The 24815-nt window shown below is 55.7% G+C and carries 23 protein-coding genes and 2 pseudogenes; 18 read left to right on the forward strand and 7 right to left on the reverse strand.

The features are described from left to right. Positions 1 to 325: 325 nt before the first annotated feature. Genes HQ912_RS01390 through HQ912_RS01405 form a run of 4 tightly spaced genes read left to right on the forward strand, consistent with a single transcriptional unit; the run spans position 326 to position 4990 of the window. A complete protein-coding gene (locus HQ912_RS01390; RefSeq protein WP_122612841.1) occupies positions 326 to 1492 on the forward strand; it encodes an HNH endonuclease in 1167 nt (388 codons plus the stop codon). Then, positions 1493 to 2743: a nucleotidyltransferase gene (locus HQ912_RS01395; protein WP_122612840.1), complete on the forward strand. Its 1251-nt coding sequence runs from the start codon at positions 1493 to 1495 to the stop codon at positions 2741 to 2743. It abuts the gene before it with no gap. Further along, on the forward strand, positions 2727 to 4511 hold the full coding sequence (locus HQ912_RS01400) for a ThiF family adenylyltransferase (protein WP_122612839.1): 1785 nt from the start codon (positions 2727 to 2729) through the stop codon (positions 4509 to 4511). The genes HQ912_RS01395 and HQ912_RS01400 overlap by 17 nt, the downstream gene beginning before the upstream one ends. Further along, positions 4508 to 4990: a Mov34/MPN/PAD-1 family protein gene (locus HQ912_RS01405; protein ID WP_122612838.1), complete on the forward strand. Its 483-nt coding sequence runs from the start codon at positions 4508 to 4510 to the stop codon at positions 4988 to 4990. The genes HQ912_RS01400 and HQ912_RS01405 overlap by 4 nt, the downstream gene beginning before the upstream one ends. A 28-nt stretch (positions 4991 to 5018) precedes the next feature. On the opposite strand, the gene HQ912_RS01410 is transcribed toward HQ912_RS01405, so the two are convergent. After that, complete coding sequence (locus tag HQ912_RS01410; RefSeq protein WP_122612837.1) at positions 5019 to 5567, reverse strand: 3'-5' exonuclease; 549 nt, start codon at positions 5565 to 5567, stop codon at positions 5019 to 5021. Between the two features lie 221 nt (positions 5568 to 5788). Here HQ912_RS01410 and HQ912_RS01415 point away from each other — a divergent pair, with 221 nt between their 5' ends. From HQ912_RS01415 to HQ912_RS01450, 9 genes and pseudogenes are all read left to right on the forward strand, one after another. Then, on the forward strand, positions 5789 to 6421 hold the full coding sequence (locus HQ912_RS01415; protein ID WP_240997442.1) for an antitoxin Xre/MbcA/ParS toxin-binding domain-containing protein: 633 nt from the start codon (positions 5789 to 5791) through the stop codon (positions 6419 to 6421). Positions 6422 to 6609: 188 nt separating this feature from the next. Then, a complete protein-coding gene (locus HQ912_RS01420) occupies positions 6610 to 6816 on the forward strand; it encodes a hypothetical protein (RefSeq protein WP_173406315.1) in 207 nt (68 codons plus the stop codon). Between the two features lie 139 nt (positions 6817 to 6955). Continuing rightward, positions 6956 to 8470, forward strand: a complete 1515-nt coding sequence (gene istA / locus HQ912_RS01425) for an IS21-like element ISPsy14 family transposase (RefSeq protein WP_173406361.1) — start codon at positions 6956 to 6958, stop codon at positions 8468 to 8470. Positions 8471 to 8490: 20 nt separating this feature from the next. Continuing rightward, positions 8491 to 9246, forward strand: a complete 756-nt coding sequence (gene istB, locus HQ912_RS01430; RefSeq protein ID WP_173406362.1) for an IS21-like element ISPsy14 family helper ATPase IstB — start codon at positions 8491 to 8493, stop codon at positions 9244 to 9246. Positions 9247 to 9348: 102 nt separating this feature from the next. Then, positions 9349 to 9555: pseudogene (locus HQ912_RS27705) on the forward strand (hypothetical protein); the annotation flags it as partial. Positions 9556 to 9654: 99 nt separating this feature from the next. Then, positions 9655 to 10911 (forward strand): TolC family protein, encoded by a 1257-nt coding sequence (locus tag HQ912_RS01435; protein WP_173406363.1) that lies wholly within the window; start codon positions 9655 to 9657, stop codon positions 10909 to 10911. After that, positions 10908 to 12389: an efflux RND transporter periplasmic adaptor subunit gene (locus HQ912_RS01440; protein WP_122612834.1), complete on the forward strand. Its 1482-nt coding sequence runs from the start codon at positions 10908 to 10910 to the stop codon at positions 12387 to 12389. The genes HQ912_RS01435 and HQ912_RS01440 overlap by 4 nt, the downstream gene beginning before the upstream one ends. After that, positions 12386 to 15544, forward strand: a complete 3159-nt coding sequence (locus HQ912_RS01445) for an efflux RND transporter permease subunit (RefSeq protein ID WP_122612833.1) — start codon at positions 12386 to 12388, stop codon at positions 15542 to 15544. The genes HQ912_RS01440 and HQ912_RS01445 overlap by 4 nt, the downstream gene beginning before the upstream one ends. Continuing rightward, on the forward strand, positions 15541 to 15891 hold the full coding sequence (locus HQ912_RS01450) for a copper-binding protein (protein WP_122612832.1): 351 nt from the start codon (positions 15541 to 15543) through the stop codon (positions 15889 to 15891). The genes HQ912_RS01445 and HQ912_RS01450 overlap by 4 nt, the downstream gene beginning before the upstream one ends. Positions 15892 to 15984: 93 nt before the next feature. Here HQ912_RS01450 and arsH read toward each other — a convergent pair whose 3' ends face one another. From arsH to HQ912_RS01480, 6 genes and pseudogenes are all read right to left on the reverse strand, one after another. Then, positions 15985 to 16698 (reverse strand): arsenical resistance protein ArsH, encoded by a 714-nt coding sequence (arsH, locus tag HQ912_RS01455; protein ID WP_122612831.1) that lies wholly within the window; start codon positions 16696 to 16698, stop codon positions 15985 to 15987. A 29-nt stretch (positions 16699 to 16727) separates the two neighbouring features. Next, positions 16728 to 17198: an arsenate reductase ArsC gene (locus HQ912_RS01460; RefSeq protein WP_122612830.1), complete on the reverse strand. Its 471-nt coding sequence runs from the start codon at positions 17196 to 17198 to the stop codon at positions 16728 to 16730. Positions 17199 to 17213: 15 nt separating this feature from the next. Continuing rightward, positions 17214 to 18497 (reverse strand): arsenic transporter, encoded by a 1284-nt coding sequence (locus tag HQ912_RS01465; protein ID WP_173406364.1) that lies wholly within the window; start codon positions 18495 to 18497, stop codon positions 17214 to 17216. A 27-nt stretch (positions 18498 to 18524) separates the two neighbouring features. Beyond that, the gene (locus HQ912_RS01470) at positions 18525 to 18881 is read right to left on the reverse strand and encodes a metalloregulator ArsR/SmtB family transcription factor (protein WP_122612828.1); all 357 of its coding nucleotides are present in this window, start codon (positions 18879 to 18881) and stop codon (positions 18525 to 18527) included. Beyond that, complete coding sequence (locus HQ912_RS01475; RefSeq protein WP_122612827.1) at positions 18878 to 19300, reverse strand: arsenate reductase ArsC; 423 nt, start codon at positions 19298 to 19300, stop codon at positions 18878 to 18880. The genes HQ912_RS01470 and HQ912_RS01475 overlap by 4 nt, the downstream gene beginning before the upstream one ends. Positions 19301 to 19584: 284 nt before the next feature. Then, a pseudogene (locus HQ912_RS01480) lies at positions 19585 to 20546 on the reverse strand (arsenic resistance protein). 93 nt (positions 20547 to 20639) lie between these two features. Between HQ912_RS01480 and HQ912_RS28040 the strand changes: the two are divergent. The 5 genes from HQ912_RS28040 (at position 20640) to HQ912_RS01505 (ending at position 24811) form a co-directional block, all read left to right on the forward strand. Then, positions 20640 to 21077: a MerR family transcriptional regulator gene (locus HQ912_RS28040; RefSeq protein ID WP_122612825.1), complete on the forward strand. Its 438-nt coding sequence runs from the start codon at positions 20640 to 20642 to the stop codon at positions 21075 to 21077. 385 nt (positions 21078 to 21462) lie between these two features. Beyond that, entirely contained in the window at positions 21463 to 22029 is a 567-nt protein-coding gene (locus tag HQ912_RS01490; RefSeq protein WP_173406366.1) for an arsinothricin resistance N-acetyltransferase ArsN1 family B, read from the forward strand. 103 nt (positions 22030 to 22132) lie between these two features. Further along, on the forward strand, positions 22133 to 22525 hold the full coding sequence (locus HQ912_RS01495; protein ID WP_122612823.1) for a DUF6957 family protein: 393 nt from the start codon (positions 22133 to 22135) through the stop codon (positions 22523 to 22525). Positions 22526 to 23276: 751 nt separating this feature from the next. Continuing rightward, positions 23277 to 24248, forward strand: a complete 972-nt coding sequence (locus HQ912_RS01500; protein WP_076383165.1) for a tripartite tricarboxylate transporter substrate binding protein — start codon at positions 23277 to 23279, stop codon at positions 24246 to 24248. An 80-nt stretch (positions 24249 to 24328) separates the two neighbouring features. Beyond that, positions 24329 to 24811 carry a tripartite tricarboxylate transporter TctB family protein gene (locus HQ912_RS01505; RefSeq protein ID WP_107323169.1) on the forward strand — a complete coding sequence of 161 codons (483 nt, stop codon included), beginning with the start codon at positions 24329 to 24331 and terminating at the stop codon, positions 24809 to 24811. Positions 24812 to 24815 lie beyond the last annotated feature (4 nt).

Genomic DNA, 24815 nt, shown 5'->3' on the forward strand with positions numbered 1-24815 from the left:
TCGTGAGCGGCTGTAGAGTCGCCTTGAGATCGAATTCATGTGGTTTTGAGCAGATATGTAACGATATTAGCGAGTTTATGTCTTTTGCATAAATTCGCTAATTTCGATACATACGCTGCGGCTAGCGCTCTTACTCAATCGCATTTGCCAGAAAACGACGCCGCCATTATTCCCTTTCGGTTGGTCAAATCGACCTCGGTGTTAAGAATCGATTCAGCATCCGCCACTCTCAGATCTTTCTTGTAATTGGGGTGAATGACCTTAAGATGATTTTATCTGGCCATCATCGGTTTTTTTCATGGATGTTTCTCGGGGGTAGGTCGAAATGGCAGAGCAAGAAGACGCTAAAGTCGCCGGCGGGCGCTTTAACACGAATGATGAGACGAAGCGGATCGTATGGATACAGGCCGCTGGTCATTGTGAACTGTGTGGTACAGATCTAACGTTCGACTATCGTGTCGGCAAACCGATGAAATGGGGCGAAGTGGCGCATATCCTACCCGCCAGTCCGAAGGGGCCTCGGGGCCGCGCAGATCATGACGCTGAGGCTCATACCAACGATACCGCTAACCTGATGCTCCTGTGCCCAGGCTGTCATGACAAAATTGATCGTGACGCAGATGGTTACCCTGAAAATGATTTGAGTGGTTTACACCAAGCGTACCTGGAACGCATCCGACTCGCCGCAACGACCCCCGATGGTGGCAGAGCCATTCCTCTCATCGTCCAAAGTCAGCATTTCCAGACGATCACCGATATTCCCGTTCGCGATCTGTTGACTGCGATGTCTGCTGAGGGATTAACCGCCTTCGATCAAGGCATCAAAATCACCTTCGCTGCGCCCGGACCACGCGGCAGAGACACCACTTATTGGCAGAACGTCAAAGACAATGTGCAGTATGAGCTTGAGCAGCAACTCAAGCGTCGCGGCGGCACCTATGGCGACTCGCCCGCGCTAGCAGTGGTAGGCTTGGCCGACATTCCGGCTTTGATGATGTTGGGCCAGAGTATCGGCGACCGTTCCAAGCGCTTGATCTTCTCCTTTCACCGCGAGCATCTTTTGCGCTGGCCCGATCAGTCCGCTGAGCCGCCCGTTTTTTTGTTTACACCTCCCTCCGACGGCGAAGGGGCACTGGCGCTTGTGCTCTCCATTTCTGCGCAAGTTCCAGTTCGAGACGTGATCGACGCTCTGCCCGGTGCACGTATAGCAGAGCTGTCGATCCCGGAGCCAAGCTATGCGATGGTACAAAACCGTCGGGTGATTCATGCCTTTCGTGACGCACTTCAAATACGACTGAGCCAGCTTGAAGCTCTGACTCCTACCCCTATCCACGTCTTCGCTGCTATTCCTGCGGCATTGGCCATCGAGTTTGGCGCGTTGCTCACAACGCAGCACCAACATACGTACCTGATCTTCGATCGGGACAAAGAAAATCAAGATCGGTTTACGCAAACACTGCAATTGGGCTCGGTGGCCCAGGAGGCTAGGTAAATGCTATTGAACAACGAACATACCAAGCGCAGCAGTTGGGAGTATTTTCTGCTTCGCGCCGCGCGGGAAATCTCGCTGTCGGAAGCGCAGTACGAAAAAATAAATGACCGCTACTCTCAACTGGAAAAAATCCTCTCGGCTTCCGACAACCCGCTGCTCGCTGAGGCACATATCTTTGTTCAAGGCTCGATGCGGCTGAAAACGACCATCAAGCCAATCCCCGGTGCGCCTGCGGATCTGGACACCATTGATGCGGACGCGATTATCTGGCTCCCTCACGCTCAAGGCGCTAGTGCGATCGAAGTTCTAGAAGCGATTGAGCAGCGTTTTAGGGAAGGCTCTCGCGTTCAGGAAGAAGTTAAACAATTACGTCGTGGCATCCGGATCGTTTATGCCGACGAAAATCCGGGTTTCCACATCGATGTCACGCCTGCCCGCGCGATCAATGGAAATGGCGAAGCAAACGGCGAGGGTAAGCTGGAGGTCCCGGATCGGGTCACAGGGTGGAAAGCAAGCAGCCCTATCCCTTACTCGAATTGGTTACAGGTTGCTTCTGCCCAGGAAATCTCTCTGGAAAGCTTGGTGGTTGCCAAAAGCCAGCGGATGCTCGATGCCGCGACACAGGATCCTTTACCGCATTATCAGGATTACATTGAGCAAGATCCGCTGCGTGCGACCATAAAGCTGCTCAAGCGTCATCGCGATGAATGGGCCATCAACACAAGGAGCGCTGATACTCGCCCCATATCTGCGGTCATCACCACCCTGGCCACTCACGCATACCTGGATGTCGTGAAGGAATCGCAGTCGAAGCCTTTGGCTCCGCTCGATGCAATTCTGGAAATCGTTCGCAGAATGCCGCAGCACATCGCGCATAGAGGTAGCGATTGCTTTGTCTGCAACCCTGCCGATAACGGCGAAAACTTTGCAGAGAAATGGAATCGACCGGGCGAGGGGCAAGGCTTTCGCCAAGCGTTTGCCAAGTGGCATGCGGACGCCAGTGCATCCGTCTCCTTGGGTTTGGAAAGTTTTGAATCCAATGATTCTTTTGCCGAGGCAGTGAAAAAGAATTTCGGTATTGCACCGGCATTCATTACGACAGTGAACAATGAGATCCCTGCGAATTGGACGATGCCCGGCCGACCGGATGGCACCACTCGAAACTCTGCTTCGATGGGGTCGCTCTTCGGAGGGGCCAGCGGTGGCGGAACCTCTCAGTCGAGCGTAAAGCCAGTTGGACGCCTTGGTTGATCCTATTAAGACGCCATTGCAGCGCGGAATCGCCGCACTGCGAAATACCTTAGGTCAGGATGCCGCCGATGCATTGCTCCAGCCCGCACCCATGCGGGCTGACGAAGCGGCGTCCTTTCACTTTCCCTTGCCCATCGATTACACGGGGCAGGAGCGGCGACTGCGTATTGGTTTCCCCTCCAACTTTCCCCGTGGCCTCTTGCGGCTGAATGTCGAACCCTCTCCATGGTTGGTTTGGCCGCATGCCACCAAGTCAGGGCTTTGCCTTCATGGCTTTCAGGAACGCCCCATTATGGGCTCCCCGGAGGTCGTGGTAGAGGACAGCCTTGCTCGTTTGGCCCAGATCGTTTCGTTGTCCAAGATGGGATCAAGTCAGGCAACGCGCGATATCGAATTTCAGAATGAGATCACTACCTACTGGTCTTTTCAGCACGGACAGTCGTACCAGAACCTTTTACTTTTGGGTCGACCTCAGGCTGCCTCGCAGTTGTTTGCTCTCAGCGATCCGCGCCGGGCTCTGCCATCCGGACAGGAAACGGTTTGGCTAGCATCGAACATAGCTGCACTCAAAGGGCATTACCGACGGGTTGTCGGGCGCTCCGCTGTCATTCGCGCGGCCGAAACTCCTGGCTTTTACGTCAAGCTTCAGACTTATCCGGATATCCGCACCTCGGATCCAGAAGATTTATTGCTATGGCTCACGCCACACCTTCAACCAGACGATGCCGAGCAATTGCTGGCATGGTTTGAGCTGCATGGAACGTTGGCGAGTCGATGGATTGTCCTGGAGCTTCCCGGGGGGACGGATGCTCCAACTTATTGCCTCAATGTGCGCTCGCTTGGCGTACAGCAAGAGCGGGGGGCAAAGTTTGGCTTGCGCACAGCGCGCCGCCGGCCAGCCAACGCAAATGCACATCCTCCGGCACTTGTCCGCGCAACTCCCCTAGACGTGCTTGATCGTGCGTCTATTCTGTCCCGCGATATAAGCGGCACTGCAAAGCACCTTGAAAATGCTCGGGTCGTTTGTGTTGGCGTTGGCTCGTTAGGCAGTGCGGTGGCAATACAATTGGCACGCTCCGGTGTCGGCCACCTTACCCTCATCGATCCTGACACTCTGGTGTCAGCCAATCTGGGTAGGCACGTTCTGGGAGCGGATAGCCTAGGGAGGCTGAAAGCCTCAGCGTTGAGGGACAAGATTCTGTTAGATCTTCCGACTACAGAATGCACCGCTTATTCGACTTTCGCCGAAGTAGTTATGAGCAGCAAACCAGAAGTGTTCGATAACGCAGATCTTGTGGTGATTACGACAGCAGACTGGCAGTCGGAGGTCACTGTATGGCGAGCCAAATCCAGCGGCGTTTCTTGGGGACTTTTACAAGCCTGGAGCGAACCGTATACCCAGGTAGGCCACGCGCTATTCGCACCAGCCGGTACCTTTGATGGCCGTCATTTATTCACGGAGATCGGCGATTTTCTTCATAAGTTTACAGAGTGGCCGGGAGGAGGTGTGGTTCCACTGCCGGCTTGTGGGGAGAGCTTTATTCCAGGCGGATCACTGGGGATGACCAATATTGCCTCTATGGTGTCGCACACGGCTTTACGCGCATTGACCGGCAACATTGCCACTGCATCTTGGGTCAGCAGTATTTACAGGCCTGAAGATGTGCCGAGCCTAGGAGGCCAATACCACGGGCCCAAACTGCCAGAGGGGGCGCAGCAACTCCTACTCGAGCGCGGATGGCCGGAACCTAAGGATGAAATGGTATGACGGATATCGCTTGGCGCTGGAGATGGGCGGAGGTGGATTCCGAGCTATTGGTGTCGCAAGCTGTCGCGGACATTTTGGATAGTCATCGGCAGGGCCTCTTTGGCGTGGAGCTAGGGGGACAGTTATTCGTCAACCCGGTTAATCCGAAAGGGTTGCTGCTGGCCTTGGCCACGTTGCCTCATCGCGCCGATCAGTCAGGCTGGTCTTGGCTAGAGTTGGATGCGGAGCGGTGCTGCCAGGAGATCCAAGCTGCTAACGAACAAGGGTTACGTCTGGTGGGCTATTGGCATACGCATCCCCAATCTGTTCCGGTGATTTCTCCGGCAGACATAGGAAGTTTCTCCAGATTTGCTGCGCGTTACACGCAGGATCTGCCGCACCCAATAGCCGTTATCGTTGGCAAGTCCGAAAAACCAGAAGGCATCAAGGCGTGGTCGTTCAGGGGCGGCAGATATGTTGAGGCAACCTGGCTCAGATAAGCTTCAAGTCGGTGCCATGGGAGGCACGTCAGAGGTTACCTTTACCCGCCAGCATTAGTGCGAAGAGCTCTGCCTGAAAGCGAGCATCATCCAATGCGTTATGGTTCGGTTCGCTGAGCGGCTTCAGCGCAGCGGTCATCTTGGATGATTTTGTTTCCTGCCAGCTGCAACCTACAGCTCCCATGAAGTAGGCCTTCATGTCGATAGCGGTAAAACCAAAGGGGTTGGTTTCCAAGTATTTATGGAAGTAGTAGTTGACGAATGACCAGTCAAACGGTGCATTGAGTCCTACGAAAATGACCTTCTGCCCCGTTTGGCAGGAAGATTTCAGCCATTCACCAAATGTCAGCATCGCCTGTTGCGGAGTGAGTCCTTCGCGCTCCAGCTTCTCCAGACTCAGCCCCGATACTGCCAGTGCTTCTGGGTCGTGTTTTGGGCTGTCAGGCCGTAGCTCAAGATAGATGGATGTGGCAGGTTGATCTACAAGGCAGGCTCCAATGGAAAGCAGACTGTATTCGCCTGGTATAGGTCCAGAAGTCTCGACGTCGACGGAAACATAAAGCTCAACAGGGTTCATGTCATATCCTTTTCGTGTAGTTGCCAGATCAAGCTCGTAACCATGTGACGGTGGAAAGGCGGCAAAGCCATTGACCCATTTTTTGCTGTTTTACTCGCTATCCGGCGTTCGAGCAGCGGCAGTGCATGTCTACTAGAGGAGTGCACGTTCCTTTGGTCAGCTCTGCGCCCGAGCATAATGATGTGTGTCATTCTCTAATCGCGGATGAGGGCCGGACAATCATGAGCGAGCGTTGGATAGTTAAGTGCCAGAATACTGAGGACGGTACTGGCGACATCATCATTGACCTACCTCCAGAATTGCTTGACCAAATGGGGTTAGGTGTTGGGGACGACCTGGAGCTAACGGTAGCGAATGGCACATTAGTGCTGATGCCCCTGGACAACGCAACATCAGTGCGGCCAATGTTTGCTGGCGTCCTGCGTCATGATGTCTATCATGCTTACCGCACGCGTCTGGAGGCGCTTCTTCATATCTCGGTCAATGCTTCGGATCTGGACATTCACGACGTGATTGTAGCTGGCTTCTCGGCCAGCCTGATCAATGTGCTCTGTGATGATGGAACCCTAAGCGACGAAGAACGCGACAGAATCATTCAACCCAAAACGCTCAAAAAAAAATTGGCAGCCAATCAGCTCTTAACGTTGCATGAGAGCGACCGCCTGTTCCGGTTTGGACACATTACTGCAATGGCCGAGGTGATCTTCGGTGACAAAGAGAAGGCCAAACGATGGCTTTCAAAACCCAAAGCCCGTTTTGTGGGAGAGAGCCCATCGGCGATGCTCACTACAACTATTGGCACACATCTAGTCGAAGAAATGCTGATTCAGGTGGCTGAGGGCATGTCATCGTAATCCAGCCGCAGCCGATTCGTGAGAATCGCTTTTCCCTGAAGATAGGGCGTCTTGCGTCAAAACAAAATAACGCAGGCTTAATGCTGATGGGCTTATATCGCGCGTTATCAAGCGGCTTGCATGCGCTAGCTGAAAGCCTGTGTCTAATTAATTGTTCGCGCCAATTCTGACGGCTACACTCCAACCCCATGAAACGCTACCTGCGGTTTTGTCTTATTTTTGTGATCAGCCTGGCGCTTCCCCTCAGCGGGATGGCGGGGGTGCAGGCACCGACAGAACCGTGCCCGATGAAAGCCACGGGCATGGTGATGATGGACGACATGGGCATGGATTGCGGATTCCATGACCATCCGGACACCCATTCCACCAACATCCGGACACTGATTCCACGCTGATCCGGACACTCATTCCACAAGCATCCGGACACCGATTCCACGGCCATCCGGACACTTTGAGGCAGGCAGCAACGCAGGATTATTCACTACCATCGGCCTCTTTTATCGAAGCGAAGAGGTCGTCGTGGAGCGTTTATCCATGCGTAAAATCCGAGAGGTACTACGCCTAAAGTTCGACGCCGGCCTGTCCGTGCGCAAGATCGCCGCCAGCTTATCCATCGGCCATTCGAGTGCAGGAGATTACCTTTGCCGGTTCGCCGCAAGTGGGCTTCAGTGGCCCATCGATATTTCTGATGCGGAGCTGAATCGACGGCTGTTTCCACCGGCAGTGCCGGTGCCCACCGACCAGCGCCCGATGCCTGACTGGGCGTGGGTACACGCGGAGTTGCGCCGCCCCGGCGTCACTCTGGCCTTGCTCTGGCAGGAATATCGACTCGCTCACCCGCAAGGCTTCCAATACAGCTGGTTCTGCGAGCACTACCGCCTTTGGGCCGCCAAGGTCGACGTGGTCATGCGCCAGGAGCATCGTGCTGGCGAAAAGCTGTTCGTCGATTACTCCGGGCAAACAGCGCCGGTCATCGACCGGCAAACCGGCGAGATCCGCCAGGCGCAGATCTTCGTCGCCGTTCTCGGCGCGTCCAGCTACACCTTTGCCGAGGCCACCTGGTCGCAGAAACTGCCCGACTGGCTGGGCTCGCACGTCCGATGTTTTGCTTTTTTCGGCGGCACAACGCAGATCTTGGTGCCCGATAATCTGCGCAGTGGCGTGACTAAAGCGCACCGTTACGAGCCGGATATCAACCCCAGCTACCGCGATCTGGCCGAGCATTACGGCGTCGCCGTCTTGCCTGCTCGCTCGCGCAAGCCCAAGGACAAAGCCAAGGTCGAAGTCGGCGTGCAAGTGGTCGAACGCTGGATCCTGGCGGTGCTGCGCAACCGGCAGTTCTTCTCGTTGGGCGAACTCAACACAGCCATCGCGCTGCTGCTGGATCGCCTCAACCACAAGCCCTTCAAAAAGCTGCCCGGCTCACGCCGGTCAGCCTTCGAGGCCCTCGACCAACCGGCCCTGCAAGGGCTGCCGGAACACCCTTACGTCTATGCCGAATGGAAAAAAGTGCGCGTCCACATCGACTATCACGTCGAGGTCGATGGCCACTTCTACTCGGTGCCGTACCAACTAGTGAAGCACCAACTCGAAGTACGACTCACCGCCCAGACCGTCGAGTGCTTCCACGCCAACCAGCGCGTGGCCAGCCACCTTCGCTCACAGCACAAAGGCCGCCACACCACCCAAACCGAGCACATGCCCAAGAGCCACCGCGAGCACGCCGAATGGACTCCACAACGGTTGATCCGCTGGGCCGAGCAGACAGGGCCGAACACCGCTGGCGTTATCGCCTACATCCTCGAACGCCGAATCCATCCGCAGCACGGCTTCCGCGCCTGCCTGGGCATCCTGCGCCTGAGCAAACAGCACGGCGAAGAGCGGCTGGAAGCCGCTTGCCAGCGTGCGCTAGCACTGGGAGCGTGCAGTTACAAGAGCCTTGAATCGATCCTGCGCCAAGGGCTGGAGCGGCTGCCGCTGGCCCAGCAAAACCTGCCGCTGCTGCCCGACGAGCACATCAACCTGCGCGGCCCCGGCTACTACCACTGACCTGAAAAAGGAGCATCAAAATGCTACCGAACCCGACCCTGGACAAGCTACAAACCCTGCGCCTGCACGGCATGATCAAGTCGCTGGGCGAGCAACACGCAACGCCCGATATCAATGATCTCAGCTTCGACGAACGCTTCGGTCTGATGGTCGATCGCGAGCTGACCGAGCGCGAAGACGCCCGCCTGACCACTCGCCTCAAAGCAGCGCGGTTGCGCCATAACGCCTGCCTGGAAGACATCGACTACCGCAGCCCTCGTGGCCTGGACAAGGCGCTGATCCTGCAACTGGGCAGCGGCCAGTGGCTGCGCGACGGCCTGAACCTGATCATCGGCGGCCCAACCGGCGTAGGCAAAACCTGGCTCGCCTGCGCGCTGGCCCACAAGGCCTGCCGCGACGGCTACAGCGTGCGCTACCTGCGCCTGCCACGCTTGTTGGAGGAACTGGGCCTGGCCCACGGCGACGGCCGCTTCGCCAAACTGATGGCCGGCTATGCCAAGACTGACCTGCTGATCTTGGACGACTGGGGCCTGGCACCGTTTACCGCCGCGCAACGCCGCGACATGCTTGAGCTGCTGGACGACCGCTACGGCAACCGCTCGACACTGGTGACCAGCCAGATGCCGGTGGACAAATGGCATGCGCTGATCGGTGATCCGACCTTAGGCGATGCGATCCTCGACCGGCTGGTGCACAACGCATATAGGATCGAACTGAAGGGCGAATCGATGCGCAGGCGCGCAACGAAATTGACTGCAACCGGGACTTCAGACTAACAATGCGAACCTGCGTCGCTGCGCTCCGACTGCCTGTCCGAATGAGCGTGGAACGAGTGTCCGGATGTTCGTGGGCTGAGTGTCCGAATGGCGTGGAATCCGCACATGGATTGTTGCAATGACATGAAGAGCCCGACCGAGCATGGGAAACCCTGCAAACCGGGTCAGGAGTGCAAGACGGGCGGGATGCTGCAGGTTTCGATCGTCAAGCCGCCCGTGACTCTGTTCAGCCCCGTCGTGCTGGCCTTTTCCAGCGATTCCGTTCCTTTGCCCACCCCATCCGGGGTATGGCGACCACCCCGCGTCTGATTCTTGTCCGTTATTGAACCTCATCCTGTTTTAACGGGATGGCTTGGCTGTGCGCAGGCCTTTTGACGCGCTCAGCGGATCATCACAGGAATCGCAAACATGAACCCCAAGTGCTTTTGCACAGGTTGGTCCCTAGTGGTCGGCCTGGCGGCAAGCGTACTGGCCTTGCCGAGCTTCGCTACCTCGCTGACGCTCGACGAAGCCTTGCGGCTGGCCGAAAACACCGCGCCGTCGCTGTCTGCACATGACGCAAAGATTCTGGCTGCCAGCAGTGCGGCCATTCCAGCGGGTGAGCTACCTGACCCGAAGTTGCTCGCCGGTCTGCAGAACTATCCCATAGGCGGCCCAGATCGCTGGAGCGTCAATGATGACTTCATGACCATGCAAATGGTCGGGGTCAGGCAAGACATGCCCAATAGTGACAAGCGCAGGGCGCGGATCGAGGTGGCCAAAGCAGGGGTTGAACGTGCCGCTGCCGAGCGTCAGGTCGAACGCCTGAACGTGCGCCAAGCCACCGCGCTGGCCTGGATCAGCAGCTATTCAATCGAACGCAAAGACGCGCTGTTCCAGGACTTCTACAAGGAGAACCGCCTGCTGAGCGACACCGTCCGTGCGCAAATTGCCGGCGGTCGCGCACAACCGGCCGATGCCGTGACACCGAAGCAGGAAGCGGCGCAACTGGCCGAGCAGCAGGACGATCTGATACGCCAGCGTGCTCAGGCGCGCGCGGCGTTGAAACGCTGGATTGGTCCGGCCGCCAACGCAACGCCGGCGGGAAGTCTTCCGCAGTGGCCGATCGATACGCCAGGCTTGCCCCATAAGCTGCAACACCATCCCGAGCTGGCCGCGTACGGGCCGATGACCCGTGAAGCACAAGCCAAGGTGCGCGAGGCGCAGGCGGAGAAAAAGTCCGATTGGAGTTGGGAGGTGGATTATCAGCACCGTGATCGGCAGTTCGGCGACATGGTCAGCGTGCAACTTTCCTGGGATCTGCCGCTTTCTCCGCAGACCCGGCAGAACCCCAAAATTGCCGCCCGGGAAGCCGAAGTCAACCAACTCGAATCCGAGCGCGAAGCCTTGTCACGCGAGCATACCGAACAACTGGAAAGTGAACTGGCTGACTATGAACGGCTCAATCGTGCGGTCCAGCGCAATGCGCAAAGTCTGCTGCCGCTGGCCAAAGAAAAAGTCGAACTCAGCATGGCTAGCTATCGCGCCGGTAAAGGCGATTTGAATGCGGTTGTCGCCGCCCGACGTGAACTCATCGAGGCTCGCCTCAAACAAGTCGAAGTGGAGGAACAGCGAGCACTGACCAATGCACGACTGTATTTTGCGTATGGAGAGGCCAGCCAATGAGCCTTAAAAAGAGTGGGGTGTTGTTGGCAGGCGTTGCCATGGCAGTGGGCATCGCCGGTGGTTACTGGCTGGCGCTTCAACGCGTCAGCGAAGTGAAGGGCGCTTCGCCTGAGCAAAATCTAAACGCACCAAATGAACGCAAAGCACTGTATTGGTATGACCCGATGTATCCCCAACAGAAGTTCGACAAACCGGGTAAATCGCCTTTCATGGACATGCAGCTGGTTCCACAATACGCCAGTGGCGGCAACGATCAAGCGACGGTCAGCATCGATCCGAGCGTGGCGCAGAATCTCGGTCTGCGCTCGGCGATGGTCAGCCGTGGAGTGTTTGCGTCCAGCCTTGATGTGAGTGGCATCCTCGCCTTTAACGAACGGGATGTCGCGGTTATCCAAGCCCGTACTCCAGGCTTTGTAGAGCGGGTCTACGCCCATGCACCCGGTGATCTGCTCAAAGCCAATGCGGCGCTGGCGGATATTCTGGTGCCCGAGTGGGCGGCGGCTCAGACTGAGTTCCTGGCCCTGAAAAACAACGGTGATCGCGACTTGCTCGCCGCCGCGCGGCAGCGCTTACGGCTCAGTGGAATGCCGCCGGGAGTGATTGCCCAGGTCGAACGTAGCGGTAAGATCCAACCTTATCTGACGTTGACCAGCCCGATTGGCGGGGTGCTGCAAGAGCTCAACCTGCGCATAGGCATGACCGTCGCGGCGGGCGAGACGCTGGCGCGAGTCAATGGTCTGAGCAGTATCTGGCTGGCGGTGTCCGTTCCTGAATCCGACGCGGGCACCATCGCCGAGGGGCAAAAGGTCGAGGCGCAGTTGCCGGCCTTCCCTGGGACCAAGGTCAATGGCACTGTCAGCACAATTCTGCCGGACACCAATGCGGACAGCCGTACCCTGCGCGTACGGGTCGAACTACCCAATCCAGACGGCCGCCTAAGGCCCGGTTTGACGGCGCAAGTGCGCTTGAGCAGCTCAACTGAGCAGAGTGTGTTGTGGGTGCCGAGCGAGGCGGTCATTCGCACGGGTCGACGTGCCTTGGTGATGCTAGCCGAAGATGCTGGCCGTTATCGCCCCGTTGAAGTGCAGCTCGGGCAGGAAAGCAGTGGCAAGACAGTAATCGTTAAAGGTCTGGATGAAGGTCAGAAGGTAGTTACCTCGGGGCAATTTCTGCTCGACTCGGAGGCCAGTCTCAAGGGTATCGTGGCCAGTTCAGCAGACGAACCACCTCGTATCGCAGCAGCCTTAAGTTTGCATGAGGCAGATGGGCAGATCGTCGAAATCGACGATAAAGAAGTCACACTCGCCCACGGCCCCTTCAAGACACTGGGCATGCCGGGCATGACGATGACGTTTCCACTTGCCAATCCGACCCTGATTCAGGGTCTGAAAACGGGCGACAAGGTTCGGGTCGCGGTGAGCCAAACCGACGATGGATTGCGTGTCGAGCGTCTAGATAAAACGGGAGGTCAGCCATGATCGCTGCCCTCATCCGTTGGTCTGTTGCCAACCGCTTTTTGGTGCTGTTGGCGACACTTTTCGTCACAGCTTTGGGCATCTGGTCAGTTCAGAATACGCCCATCGATGCCCTACCGGATCTCTCCGATGTACAGGTGATCATCCGTACCCCTTATCCGGGACAAGCACCGCAGATTGTCGAGAATCAGGTCACCTATCCGCTGGCCACTACCATGCTTTCAGTACCTGGAGCCAAGACCGTGCGCGGGTACTCCTTCTTCGGCGACAGCTTTGTTTACGTGCTGTTCGAAGACGGTACGGACTTGTACTGGGCTCGCTCTCGGGTGCTGGAGTATTTGAGTCAAATACAAAGCCGGTTGCCAGCTAGCGCAAAGCCCGCATTGGGGCCGGATGCTACGGGAGTGGGCTGGATCTATCAGTACGCACTGGTGGATCGCACTGGTGGGCACGATCTCGCGCAACTTCGTGCGCTTCAAGATTGGTTCCTGAAATTTGAACTCAAGACGCTGCCCAATGTTGCGGAAGTGGCCACCGTGGGCGGCATGGTCAAGCAATACCAAGTACAGCTCGATCCGCTCAAGATGGCCAATCTCGGGATCACTCAGGCACAGGTGACTGAAGCCATCGGCAAGGCCAATCAGGAAACCGGTGGTGCCGTGCTGGAAATGGCCGAAACCGAGTTTATCGTGCGAGCTTCGGGTTATCTAAAGACGCTCAACGATTTTCGGACGATCCCGCTGAAGTTGGAGTCAGACGGTGTGCCTGTAAGCCTTGGCGATGTCGCCACGATTCAGCTTGGGCCGGAAATGAGACGAGGCATCACTGAACTTGACGGGGAAGGCGAGACCGTCGGTGGGGTGGTGATTTTGCGCAGCGGTAAGAATGCTCGCGAGACCATTACGGCGGTGAAGAGCAAACTGGATGAGCTGAAAAGCAGTCTCCCAGCAGGCGTAGAAATCGTCACAACCTACGATCGCAGCAAGCTGATCGACCGCGCAGTAGACAACCTCAGTTACAAGCTGATGGAAGAGTTCATCGTCGTTGCCCTGGTGTGCGGGATCTTCCTCTGGCACCTGCGCTCATCCTTGGTGGCAATCATTTCGCTACCTGTGGGGGTGTTGATTGCATTCATTGTCATGCGATACCAGGGCATCAACGCCAACATCATGTCCTTGGGTGGGATCGCTATCGCTATCGGTGCCATGGTCGATGCCGCAGTGGTGATGATTGAAAACGCACACAAAAAAATAGAATCCTGGCACACCTCTCATCCTGGGCAGGAGTTGAAGGGTGAGCAGCATTGGCATGTGATGACCGATGCAGCGGCCGAGGTCGGCCCCGCGCTTTTCTTTTGTCTGTTGATCATCACTCTGTCGTTCATTCCGGTGTTCACGTTGGAGGCTCAGGAAGGAAGATTGTTTGGCCCACTGGCGTTTACCAAGACCTACGCCATGGCGGCAGCTGCGGGATTGTCGGTCACGTTGGTGCCGGTGTTGATGGGTTACTGGATTCGGGGACGAATTCCGAGTGAGCAACAGAACCCATTAAACCGCTGGTTGATACGGATCTACCAACCCGCGTTGGACGCAGTTCTGCGTCGTCCGAAAACCACTCTGCTGGTGGCGCTGTTGGTATTTGTCAGTGCGCTATGGCCAATGTTTCGCTTGGGTGGGGAGTTCCTTCCACCACTGGACGAAGGGGATCTGCTCTACATGCCTTCAGCCCTGCCGGGGTTGTCGGCACAGAAGGCTGCACAACTGCTGCAACAGACCGATCGCCTAATCAAAACAGTCCCTGAAGTTGAACACGTTTTCGGTAAGGCCGGTCGTGCTGAGACCGCTACCGATCCAGCGCCGTTGGAAATGTTTGAAACCACAATTCAGTTCAAACCCCAAGAGCAATGGCGCCCAGGCATGACCCAGGAAAAATTGGTGGAGGAGCTGGACCGCGTGGTACGCGTGCCTGGCCTGACCAATATATGGATACCCCCGATTCGCAACCGCATCGACATGCTGGCCACAGGGATCAAAAGTCCCATCGGGGTGAAAGTTGCCGGCACTAACCTGACGGAAATCGATTCGGTCACACAGGCGGTTGAAAAGGCAGCCAAGAATGTGCCGGGTGTCAGCTCCGCGTTGGCCGAGCGCCTGACCGGTGGCCGCTACATCGATGTGGATATCGATCGTAATGCAGCCGCCCGCTACGGCATGAATATCGCTGATGTGCAGTCCATCGTGGCCGGTGCTATCGGAGGCGAAAATATCGGGGAGACCGTTGAGGGGCTCGCACGTTTTCCGATCAGCGTCCGTTATCCGCGAGAGTGGCGTGACTCACCGGGAGCCTTGGAACAATTGCCCATCTACACATCGTCAGGCATCCAGATCACCCTCGGTACTGTGGCAAAAATCAAGATCACTGACGGTCCACCAATGCTCAAGAGCGAGAACGCGCGGCCTTCGGGCTGGGTGTACATCGATGTGCGTGGTCGTGACATTGCCTCCGTGGTCGCCGATCTTCGTCAGGTCGTCAATCAACAGGTCAAGTTGCAGCCTGGTATGAGCCTGAGCTACTCGGGGCAGTTCGAGTTTCTCGAAAGAGCTAACGCACGACTCAAACTGGTCGTACCGGCCACGCTATTGATCATCTTCGTGCTGCTTTACCTGACATTCGCTCGATTCGATGAGGCCTTGTTGATCATGGCCACACTCCCTTTTGCTCTCACCGGAGGGGCATGGTTCCTCTATTTGCTAGGTTTCAATCTGTCGGTGGCAACGGGGGTCGGCTTCATCGCACTAGCCGGAGTTTCTGCGGAGTTTGGCGTGATTATGCTGCTCTACCTGAAGAATGCTTGGGCCGAACGTTTAGACATTGGCGATAACTCTGAACGTGCACTAGTGGCGTCGATTCGTGAAGGCGCTGTGCAGCGGGTGCGTCCCAAAGCTATGACTGTGGCTGTCATCATCGCGGGCCTGTTGCCCATACTGTTGGGCAGTGGGACCGGCAGCGAAGTGATGAGCCGAATTGCCGCGCCAATGGTCGGCGGCATGGTAACCGCGCCCTTGCTTTCCCTGTTTGTCATCCCGGCGGCCTATCGCTTAATGCGTCGTCGAAATCTACCTAGCAAACCCGTAACTCTGAAAGGAAATGTCGTATGAAACTGACCCTTATTACAGTTGCCAGCACTGCGGTTGTGCTCTCTTTCGCTGCCCATGCACAAGATACGTCAGCAATGAAAATGGACGGTATGGAAGGCATGGAAATGAAGCAGGAGTCAAAGCAGATGGCTGTCGCCAATGCCGAGGGCACGATCAAGGCCATTGATCCTGCGAAACATACCGTGACACTCGCTCACGGTGCCGTTCCAGCTGTTCAATGGCCGCCGATGACCATGGCCTTTTCCGTATCGGATGATCAGTTGGCAGGGTTGAAGGTAGGAGATCGTGTGTCATTCACCTTTCGGGTCGAGGGAGGTAAAGGAACGATTGTCTCCATAAAGAAATGAGTTACTAATGCTGTCGGTGACCGGCAAGCATCGTGGTGCCGGTCACCGACCATCATTTCATCAACGTACCCTGAGTGTTTATTTGATAGATGTTTAAATGGAGCGCTGATTTACCCGTTTCGACAGCTCTTCAGCCGACTCTTTGCGTTCCGAGTAACGGTCTACCAAGTAATCCTGACGGTCACGTAATAGCAGGGTGAACTTCATCAGTTCCTCCATTACGTCGACCAGGCGATCATAGTAGGACGAAGGCTTCATACGCCCATCCTCGTCGAATTCGGTAAACGCTTTGGGCACTGAGGACTGATTGGGGATTGTCACCATGCGCATCCAGCGACCCAGTACCCGCAACTGATTCACCACGTTAAAAGACTGAGAGCCGCCGCAAACCTGCATGACTGCCAAGGTTTTACCTTGGGTCGGACGTACCGCGCCCATCGCCAAAGGCACCCAGTCGATCTGAGCTTTAAAGACGGCGCTCATTGACCCATGACGCTCAGGTGAACACCACACCTGTCCTTCCGACCACTGCATCAGCTCGCGGAGTTCCGCGACTTTGGGGTGGGTATCCGGAGCATCATCAGGCAGTGGTAATCCTGACGGGTTGAAGATTCGTGTTTCCGCACCGAAGTGCTCCAGCAATCGAGCTGCTTCTTGGGTAACCAACCGGCTGAACGAACGCTCGCGGGTCGACCCGTAGATCAGAAGGATGCGCGGTTTATGCGTGGACGGCTCACGAGGAGTGAGTCGTTCCATGCTTGGGACGTCGATGAGATCTGCTTCGATGTTTGGGAAATGGTCTTTCATAGTGACTCCTGGCACCAGCGGGACATGGCCTACAACGTGCCGATGCGGGCTAGCTCAGTTTTAAGGTCTTCAGTACTCAAGGTATCGATAGGCAACGAAATGAAGGCGTTTACCCGCTCCTGGATTTTGCTCAGGGTTTGCTGGAATGCCGCCTCGACTTGCGCTTCCGAACCCGTAGCTTCGGATGGATCAGCCAACCCCCAGTGGGCTTTGAGCGCCGGGCCGAAGAAAATCGGGCACGCTTCGCCGGCAGCGCGATCGCAGACGGTGATCACGATGTCTGGTGGCGACCCTTCAAATGCATCGGATGCTTTGCTGCTAAGGCCTTCAGTAGGGATACCAGCAGCTTTGAGCGTTTGAATCGCTCGCGTATTTACCCGGCCACTTGGGAAGCTTCCGGAGCTGACGGCTTCCATTCCTTCAGGGGCAAGGTGATTGAACACCGCCTCGGACAAGATGCTCCGGCAGCTGTTGTGGGTGCACATGAATAGGACTTTCATCGTGATCTCCTGGAATCAAAAGCTGAGGCGCAAAGCCAACGCGCTCAGGGTGGCAATGAGGATTGGAAGCGTGAGCACCACACCGGTCTTGAAGTAGTAACCCCAACTGATGGTGATGTCCTTTTTAGCCAACACGTGTAGCCAGAGCAGTGTGGCTAGGCTACCGATAGGTGTGATTTTCGGACCAAGATCGCAGCCAAGGATGTTCGCGTAGACCATGGCTTGATGAACTACGCCAGTCGCTTCCGTTGCATGGATCGAGAGCGCTCCGATGAGCACTGTTGGCATGTTGTTCATGATCGAAGAAAGCACGGCGGTCAGAAGTCCTGTACCCAGCGATGCCCCCCAAATGCCATATCCAGCGAATACGTTGAGCAATTGAGCAATGTGGTCAGTCAGTCCTGCGTTCTTCAAGCCATACACCACCAGGTACATGCCCAGCGAGAAGATCACGACTTGCCATGGGGCGCCCTTGAGCACCTTGCTGGTGTTGATGGCGTGACCTTTGGCGGCGATGACGTAGAGCACCAATGCGCAGGCGGCGGCGATGGCACTGATGGGGATACCCAGTGGCTCGACAACGAAGAAGCCGACCAATAACGCGAGCAGCACCCACCATCCAGCCACGAAGGTTGCACGATCGCGGATCGCATCCTCTGGGGCATGCAGTTGTGCTAGGTCATAAGTCTTGGGCAAGTCCTTTCGGAAGAACCACAAGAGCATCCCCAACGTTGCAGCGATGCTGACCAGGTTGACCGGCACCATGATTGCGGCGTACTCGCTGAAGCCAATGTTGAAGTAATCGGCCGAAACGATATTCACAAGGTTGGAAACCACCAGCGGCAGACTCGCGGTGTCAGCAATGAATCCTGCGGCCATCACAAATGCCACAGTCGCGGCCGGAGAAAAACGTAAAGCCAGCAGCATCGCAATCACGATGGGAGTAAGGATTAGCGCTGCACCGTCATTGGCGAACAGTGCTGACACAGCAGCTCCCAACAAAATGATGAAGGCAAACAACTTGCGGCTGCTGCCACCTCCCCACCGAGCGACATGCAAGGCGGCCCACTCGAAGAAACCAGCCTCATCGAGCAACAGGCTAATGATGATCACCGCGATGAACGTGGCCGTCGCGTTCCAAACGATATTCCATACCACCGGGATGTCGCCGACGCTGACCACCCCGCTCAACAATGCTAGTGCGGCACCCAATGAAGCACTCCAGCCGACACCCAGCCCTTTGGGCTGCCAGATGACCAGAACGATGGTGACGATGAAAATAAGTAGAGCGATTAGCATGCGAGCGGCTCGTTTCGAAAGGTTGGATCAGCCGCACACGGTCTGATTGACTGGACGATCGTTCATTTCAAAGAGCCGTTTGGTTTCTGTGTCCAACCACTGCTGGTTGGCATCAACAACACCCTTAAGCATTTCGGTGACCCAGGTCGGCAGTTCGGGATGGAGTCGGTAGTAAACCCATTGGCCTTGGCGCCGATCCGCCAGTAACCCTGAGGATCTCAGCAGTGCGAGATGTCGAGATATTTTTGGTTGGCTCTGCTCAAGAGCGGCGGTCAGTTCGCATACACAGAGTTCTCCCTCGCGGGCGATGAGTAGCGTTATTTTGGTTCGAGTGTCATCTGCCAGGCTCTTGAACAAAACGGTAGGAGTGATTGGCTCGTTCATGAGGCCTCCAGGTGTTTGGTTTTCACTAATACAAATAATTTGATGCGTTCGTGGATGTCGTGAAGTGCGTGCTTGAACGCATCGGGATGGGAACTGTTCACCGGATCTTCGAAATCCCATGCAATCAATTCACCGGCCGAGGGCATCGCCCGACATTCACGCGCAGATTTGTCACAGAGGGTGATCACGTAGTCGAAGTGCTCGTCACGAAACTCTTCGATGGACTTACTGCGTAGCCCTTCTGCATCAACGCCGACGTGTTCCAGTGCAGCAAGGGCCCGTGAATCAATTTCAGTGGCTTCGGTACCAGCGCTGAACGCTTGAAAACGCGCGTCGCTGTTTCTCAGCAATGCTTCAGCCAACTGGGATCGAGCTGAATTGGCAACGCAGACAAAAAGTACTTTGATGGGGGCACTCATGATCACATCTCCCGCATATGGGAAATCGAATATATGATAATTCGAATATGCGGTAAAGCGAATGTGTTGGGGAGAGCGCGCTTAACCCTGTCCGCGAGGTTAGCGAGACGCCGGGACCCGCGCACGTCGTCGAGAAAGGCATCCGTAAGCCCGGCCTGCTGACCCACGTCACGCTGGCTAAGTTAGCCTACGCAGTGCGCGATTAAGATTACCGATTTGTTACCGCACAGTAGAATGATCGTTTGATCACACAAAGTATTTTTGGCTAACGCTTAACTACCCATTTAGATTTTGCGCCAGACCAAAGCAGGAATTGCCCGGATGTAAATTAACTCGCTAACTAGCTCAATCAGCGTTTGGTGATGACTGCCGCCGCCGCTAGCCCTCTGATTTCCTCGGGTAAAGCAAGCGCCAAGGGCAGAACGACCAATGAATTGCGCGTCGAGCTACTGAACGCCACTGATCTTGCAGTGATGGCCGGCAATTTGAATGCTCGCGCAACCAGCGCACCAACCAGGGGTGCCAAGATCATGAAACCTATGTAGACGGGAATCACGGGCAACAGCTTGTCCATGTCTCTGACCACCGCTGAAATCTGAGAGCCGATCACTACGACCATCACAGCCGCCATAGCTGGTACAGGCATCCAAGCCCAAGCATTGTTCCAACCCTCAACGACGCGTGACTTTTTTGCACAGGCAACTGTTGCTACCGCTAGGAGCAAGGGCAAAGCGATCAGCACTACGAAGGCCTCGACAAATGGGCCGACAGATATAACCACTGTCGAGTCATTACCTAGCATGAATGCCAGATACAGAGGCAGCAGCACAAGCTGTAGCAAGAGTAGTAATGGCGTTGCAGCTAGAGTCAATTTGGAGTCGCCCTTACCAATATGGGTAAACACCACCACATAGTCGATACAAGGCGTCAGCAAGACCAACAATGCGCCCACCAAAATAGCCGGGTGATCGGTTAGGCCCATGGTCAACGCCCAAACCAGCAGGGGGATGGTGACGAAGTTCGCCGTCAGCAGCGCCGTCATGAAGCGCTTGTTGGAAAGCCCTTCACGGAGATCCAGGAACGGGATCTGTAGAAACATGGCGTACATCAGCACAGCGATGGCCGGTGTCACCAACGCACCTAACACTTGAGAGGCATCAGGTGCGAGCAGACCTCCGACTGCCGCGATAATGACCGCGACGAAGTAAACGGGAATCTGGTTCTTCTCTAGCTGTTCTCTGTCCACGAAATGCCCTTAAAACACGTGAAATCATTTTTCGATTGAGCAGGTTAATATCTGTAGTTACTACAGGTTCAAGAAAATGCTGGGGGAATTCGCATGTCAGGAATCGGGGCGTTGTCTAAATCAACGAGGGGGGGCCACATTGAAACGATTCGCTACTACGAAAAGATAGGTCTTTTACCTCCGGCCCTGCGGTCGACCGGCAGGCACCGAATCTACACGGAAAAGCATCGTTCAAGACTCGTCTTCATACGGCAGAATCGTGAATTAGGCTTCCCGCTTGACGATATCCGAGAACTCATCGCGCTTGCAGCAGATGCTGATCGTCCATGCGCTGACGCTTTGGCGGTGGTCAAGAAGCACTTGGCAGAAGTAGAGTCGAAGGTTGCTCAGCTCCAGCAGATCCGGATAGAGCTGCTCTCGATGGCAGGCACGTGTGAGTCATCATGCTTAGGATCGAACACCCCAGATTGCACGATTGTTGAGTCACTGTTCGAACCCGCTGCTGGGGCTCGCTCCGGTTGCTGCTCTTAGGCCAGTCGGAAAACCATAGTAGAAGCCAACAGCCATCAAAATTGAAGAACACGAAAATCTCACCGAGCTGTGTTGGGCGTCCGCTTAAGGTGATTTTGCTCTGAAACGTCTTCAACGGACAATCGGAAAAAACTTGAGGAAGAGGTGCAGCAATGTACTAATTCAGCAGCATTTTCTTGGTGGTAAAGCCGTCGTCGGGGTTATCCCCCAGCTTGGTCTCCACTAGCAGAAGCTCCCCAGTTCAGTGATGAACGGTGCCCTCCGCGGTTCGTGGATGCGGTGAGGGCTTGATGAGAGCACGCGGATTCGATGCGACCTTTTGAAGGGTGAGTCATAAGTGCCTCAGCCCTTAAAATAATACATTTACGGGGGCAGCAGGGAGGACATGAATTACAGAGTGAGGGTTGCAACGCCCGCGGATGCCTCTGACATCCAGGCAATCTATGCGCCAATGGTTTTGGACACGGTCATCTCTTTTGAGCTGACGCCTCCGACTGTCGATGAGATGACAGCACGAATATCTACGACACTACCGACTTATCCCTATCTGGTAGCCGAGATGGAAAACAAGGTCGTTGGATACGCTTATGCAAGCCAGCATCGAGCGAGAGAGGCCTATCGTTGGTCGGTGGATGTCACCGTGTATGTGGCCCCGGTTGTGCAACGAAAGGGGGTTGGCCGCGCGCTTTATAAGCAGCTTCTATCAGTCTTAGAGAAACAGGGGTTTCATGCAGCCTATGCCGGCATTGCCTTACCCAACGCAGGAAGCATAGGTATCCATGAAGCGCTCGGGTTCACCCACATTGGCACCTACCCGGAGGTTGGGTACAAGCAAGGCCAATGGCACAGCGTGGGTTATTGGCGTAAACCGCTTTGTGCTGTGACGCCGCCAATAGAAATCATCCCGTTCAATGAGATAAAGGGAGAGCAGAGGAATGAGAGTATGAGATGACTCGACTAACTATTCGTCGCCATCAGTACCAGGCTGTTCGCTGAGAGCTATGCTTAGGAATGATTTACGTTCGAGTCGGTTTACCGACCGGCGGGAGGAATGAATGAACCTGGCGGCGTTTACCTCGCTGCTTTCCGCAGGCGAGAATCTAAACGGGTTCCCACTCACTGACTCAGATGCAGTGGCACTCGCAAATCGGCATTTTCCTTCTCGTGCCTATTGCCTTGTTGCTGATTGGGTAATCCTGGACCTGGAAGTTACTACACGTCAGCGAACAGCCATCACCGATAGAGGGCTTATCCCGGCCCTGGTTTACGCATTGACCGTTATTCAAGATAGTAAAGGTCGCTTTGCACCGGGTGATTGGGTTAGATCGACGTTGGAGGTTTCCTTCTCCCAAAACTGCTTATTTGAGACGAAAAACACGGTTTATGTGCTTATGAGAGCCGGCCGTAGGTTGCGCACAGATTTAGGCATCGCACTGAGCTTGTGCTGAGACCGCAGCTCATGTACCACTTCTTCCTGACTGCTTACTCAAGCTGTTCGTGTCAAACTATGTTGTGAAAAATTGGACGCTGCATTTGGAGCGCAGCCCATTTGAGTCAATCTATGTTGCCGTTGTTGTTATCCCGGATCATCCTACAGGCCCCTATTTACGCGAGGGACTGTGTCAAACTATGTTGTTGGTAACCAGCGGAGGTGGTTTCGTCTCCTCTGCACCCTGGCGTCACCGGTTGCTGCCCTCCACCCCCCGGCTCCTGAGCGGCACCGCTGATCGCCGCTCGTCTGATCGTCACCCCCCGCATTTCTCCTCATGAGCGTAAACATGAGGCCACGTCTTCCCTCTCTCACCGATTCAACGAATATCCGCGTTGACAAAAATTATTTTAGGTGACGATAATCGGTCAAGTCGTACGACAACGTATGACATAAAATAATAAAATCGACGCAGGCCCTGCTATGCCATTCGCTCCGACGGCTCATCAGCATCGCTCTCTGCCCTTTCTGCATAACCGTAGAAGGGCGCATCTCTTCTCGCTTATGCATCCCAGCCAAGCGGGCCATGGCTTTCCAGACAGCCATACTTGTTCGACTCAACCAGATTCCTTGCATCGTTCGCTTCCTGCTGCGCCCCAGTACGGCATTGCCACTGCGCGCGGGTTGGCAATACGCCCGATTCATCCTCGCGACACCCATACCCAACTCCCTACCAACACCTTCTACGGCAGCATCTCTGGAGAACAATAATGAGAAAAACACTATGCGCCTCTCTCGTCGCTTCCTTCTTGAGCCTTACCGCCGGAGCGGCCGTTGCCGCTGATGCGAGCGACTGGCCGACACGTCCGGTGCAGGTGGTGGTCATTGCCAACGCCGGCGGCGATACCGACTTCAACGCACGGATGATGGCCAAGTACTTCACCAAGCTGACCGGCAAGTCCATGGTCGTCACCAACATGGCCGGCGGGGGCGGCACCATCGCTGCCGACGCGGTCAAGAGCGCGGCGCCAGATGGCAACACCATTCTGTTCACCCACACCGGTCAGATGATCGTTAACGAAGTGGCAGGGTTGTCCGAAGATCGCTTCGATGCGTTCGATGTCTCCTGCATCGCGGGCGTCGATAAAGGCGCTGTTTTCGTCTCTGCCAAAAGCTCGGGCATCGACACCCTCGATCAGTTGATTTCACAGGCCAAGGCCAAGCCAGGCACCATCACCTACGGCACCGAGATGGGTAACTTCTCGCACCTGCAAGGCTTGATGTTCGAGAAGCTCGCCGGCGTCAAACTGAAGATGGTCGACAGCGGCACCGTTTCGGAAAAAGTGGTGGCCTTGCTGGGCAAGCGCATTGACCTGGGTGCTATCAGCTATGGTTCGGTTCAGGACTACATTGCCAGCGGCAAGATGACCGCTCTGGGGCAGCCTAACGCAGAGCGCAACCCGCTGCTGGGTGACGTCAAGACGTTCAAGGAGCAAGGCGTGGACCTGGTCCTGGACAAGCCTTACATCGTCGCTTTCCCGAAAGGCACAGACCCGGCCATCGTCAAGAAAATGGCTGACACCATGAAGAAAATCACCGAAGAACCTGAATACGCTGAAGAGCTCAAGAAGTCCTTCAAGCAGCCTGTCAGCTTCCAGGGCACCGAAGAAGCCATTGCTACGCTGACCAAGACCCGTGACGACTTCATGCAGTTCAAGGACGAAATGCGTAAAGCCAAGTAAATCCTGGGAAACAGGATGGGGCGCTTACCGAATTGGCCAGCGCCCCTTTGCTCGGCCCTTCAAGTGAAAGAGGATCCTGTATGGATACCTACAAAAGAAATGAATTGTTCGCCGGCCTGGCGATGCTCGGTGCTGGTGTGGCGTACATGTTGTTGACCGCGAATCTGCCGCGTCGCGGTTTTGTCGACGCCGCTTTTGTGCCCTGGATTCTTTCCGGCGCGCTGTGCCTGTTGGGCGTGTTGCAGTTGCTGGCCTGGAGAAAACTGCCCCAGCAACGTGCCGAGCCTGTCGAGCCGGCCGAAGCCGCTGAATCGATCGATTACCCGACGGTTATCAAATCCATCGCCCTGGTGACGCTCTTCACCGCGCTGCTGGAAGTTGTCGGTTTCGTGATCATGACCACGCTTTACCTCTACGCCCAATTCATCGTGTTGACCCCCGCGGATCAGAAGGTCAAGCACGGGCTGTATGCCGTGATCGCGGTCGTTTCAGCAGCGTTGATTTTTGTGATCTTCCGTGAGGGCTTCGATTTGATGCTGCCCACCGGTCTATTGGATTTCTAGGGGA

Origin of the sequence: Pseudomonas sp. MPDS, from assembly GCF_013283895.1 — a bacterium.
GTDB lineage: Bacteria > Pseudomonadota > Gammaproteobacteria > Pseudomonadales > Pseudomonadaceae > Aquipseudomonas > Aquipseudomonas rhizophila.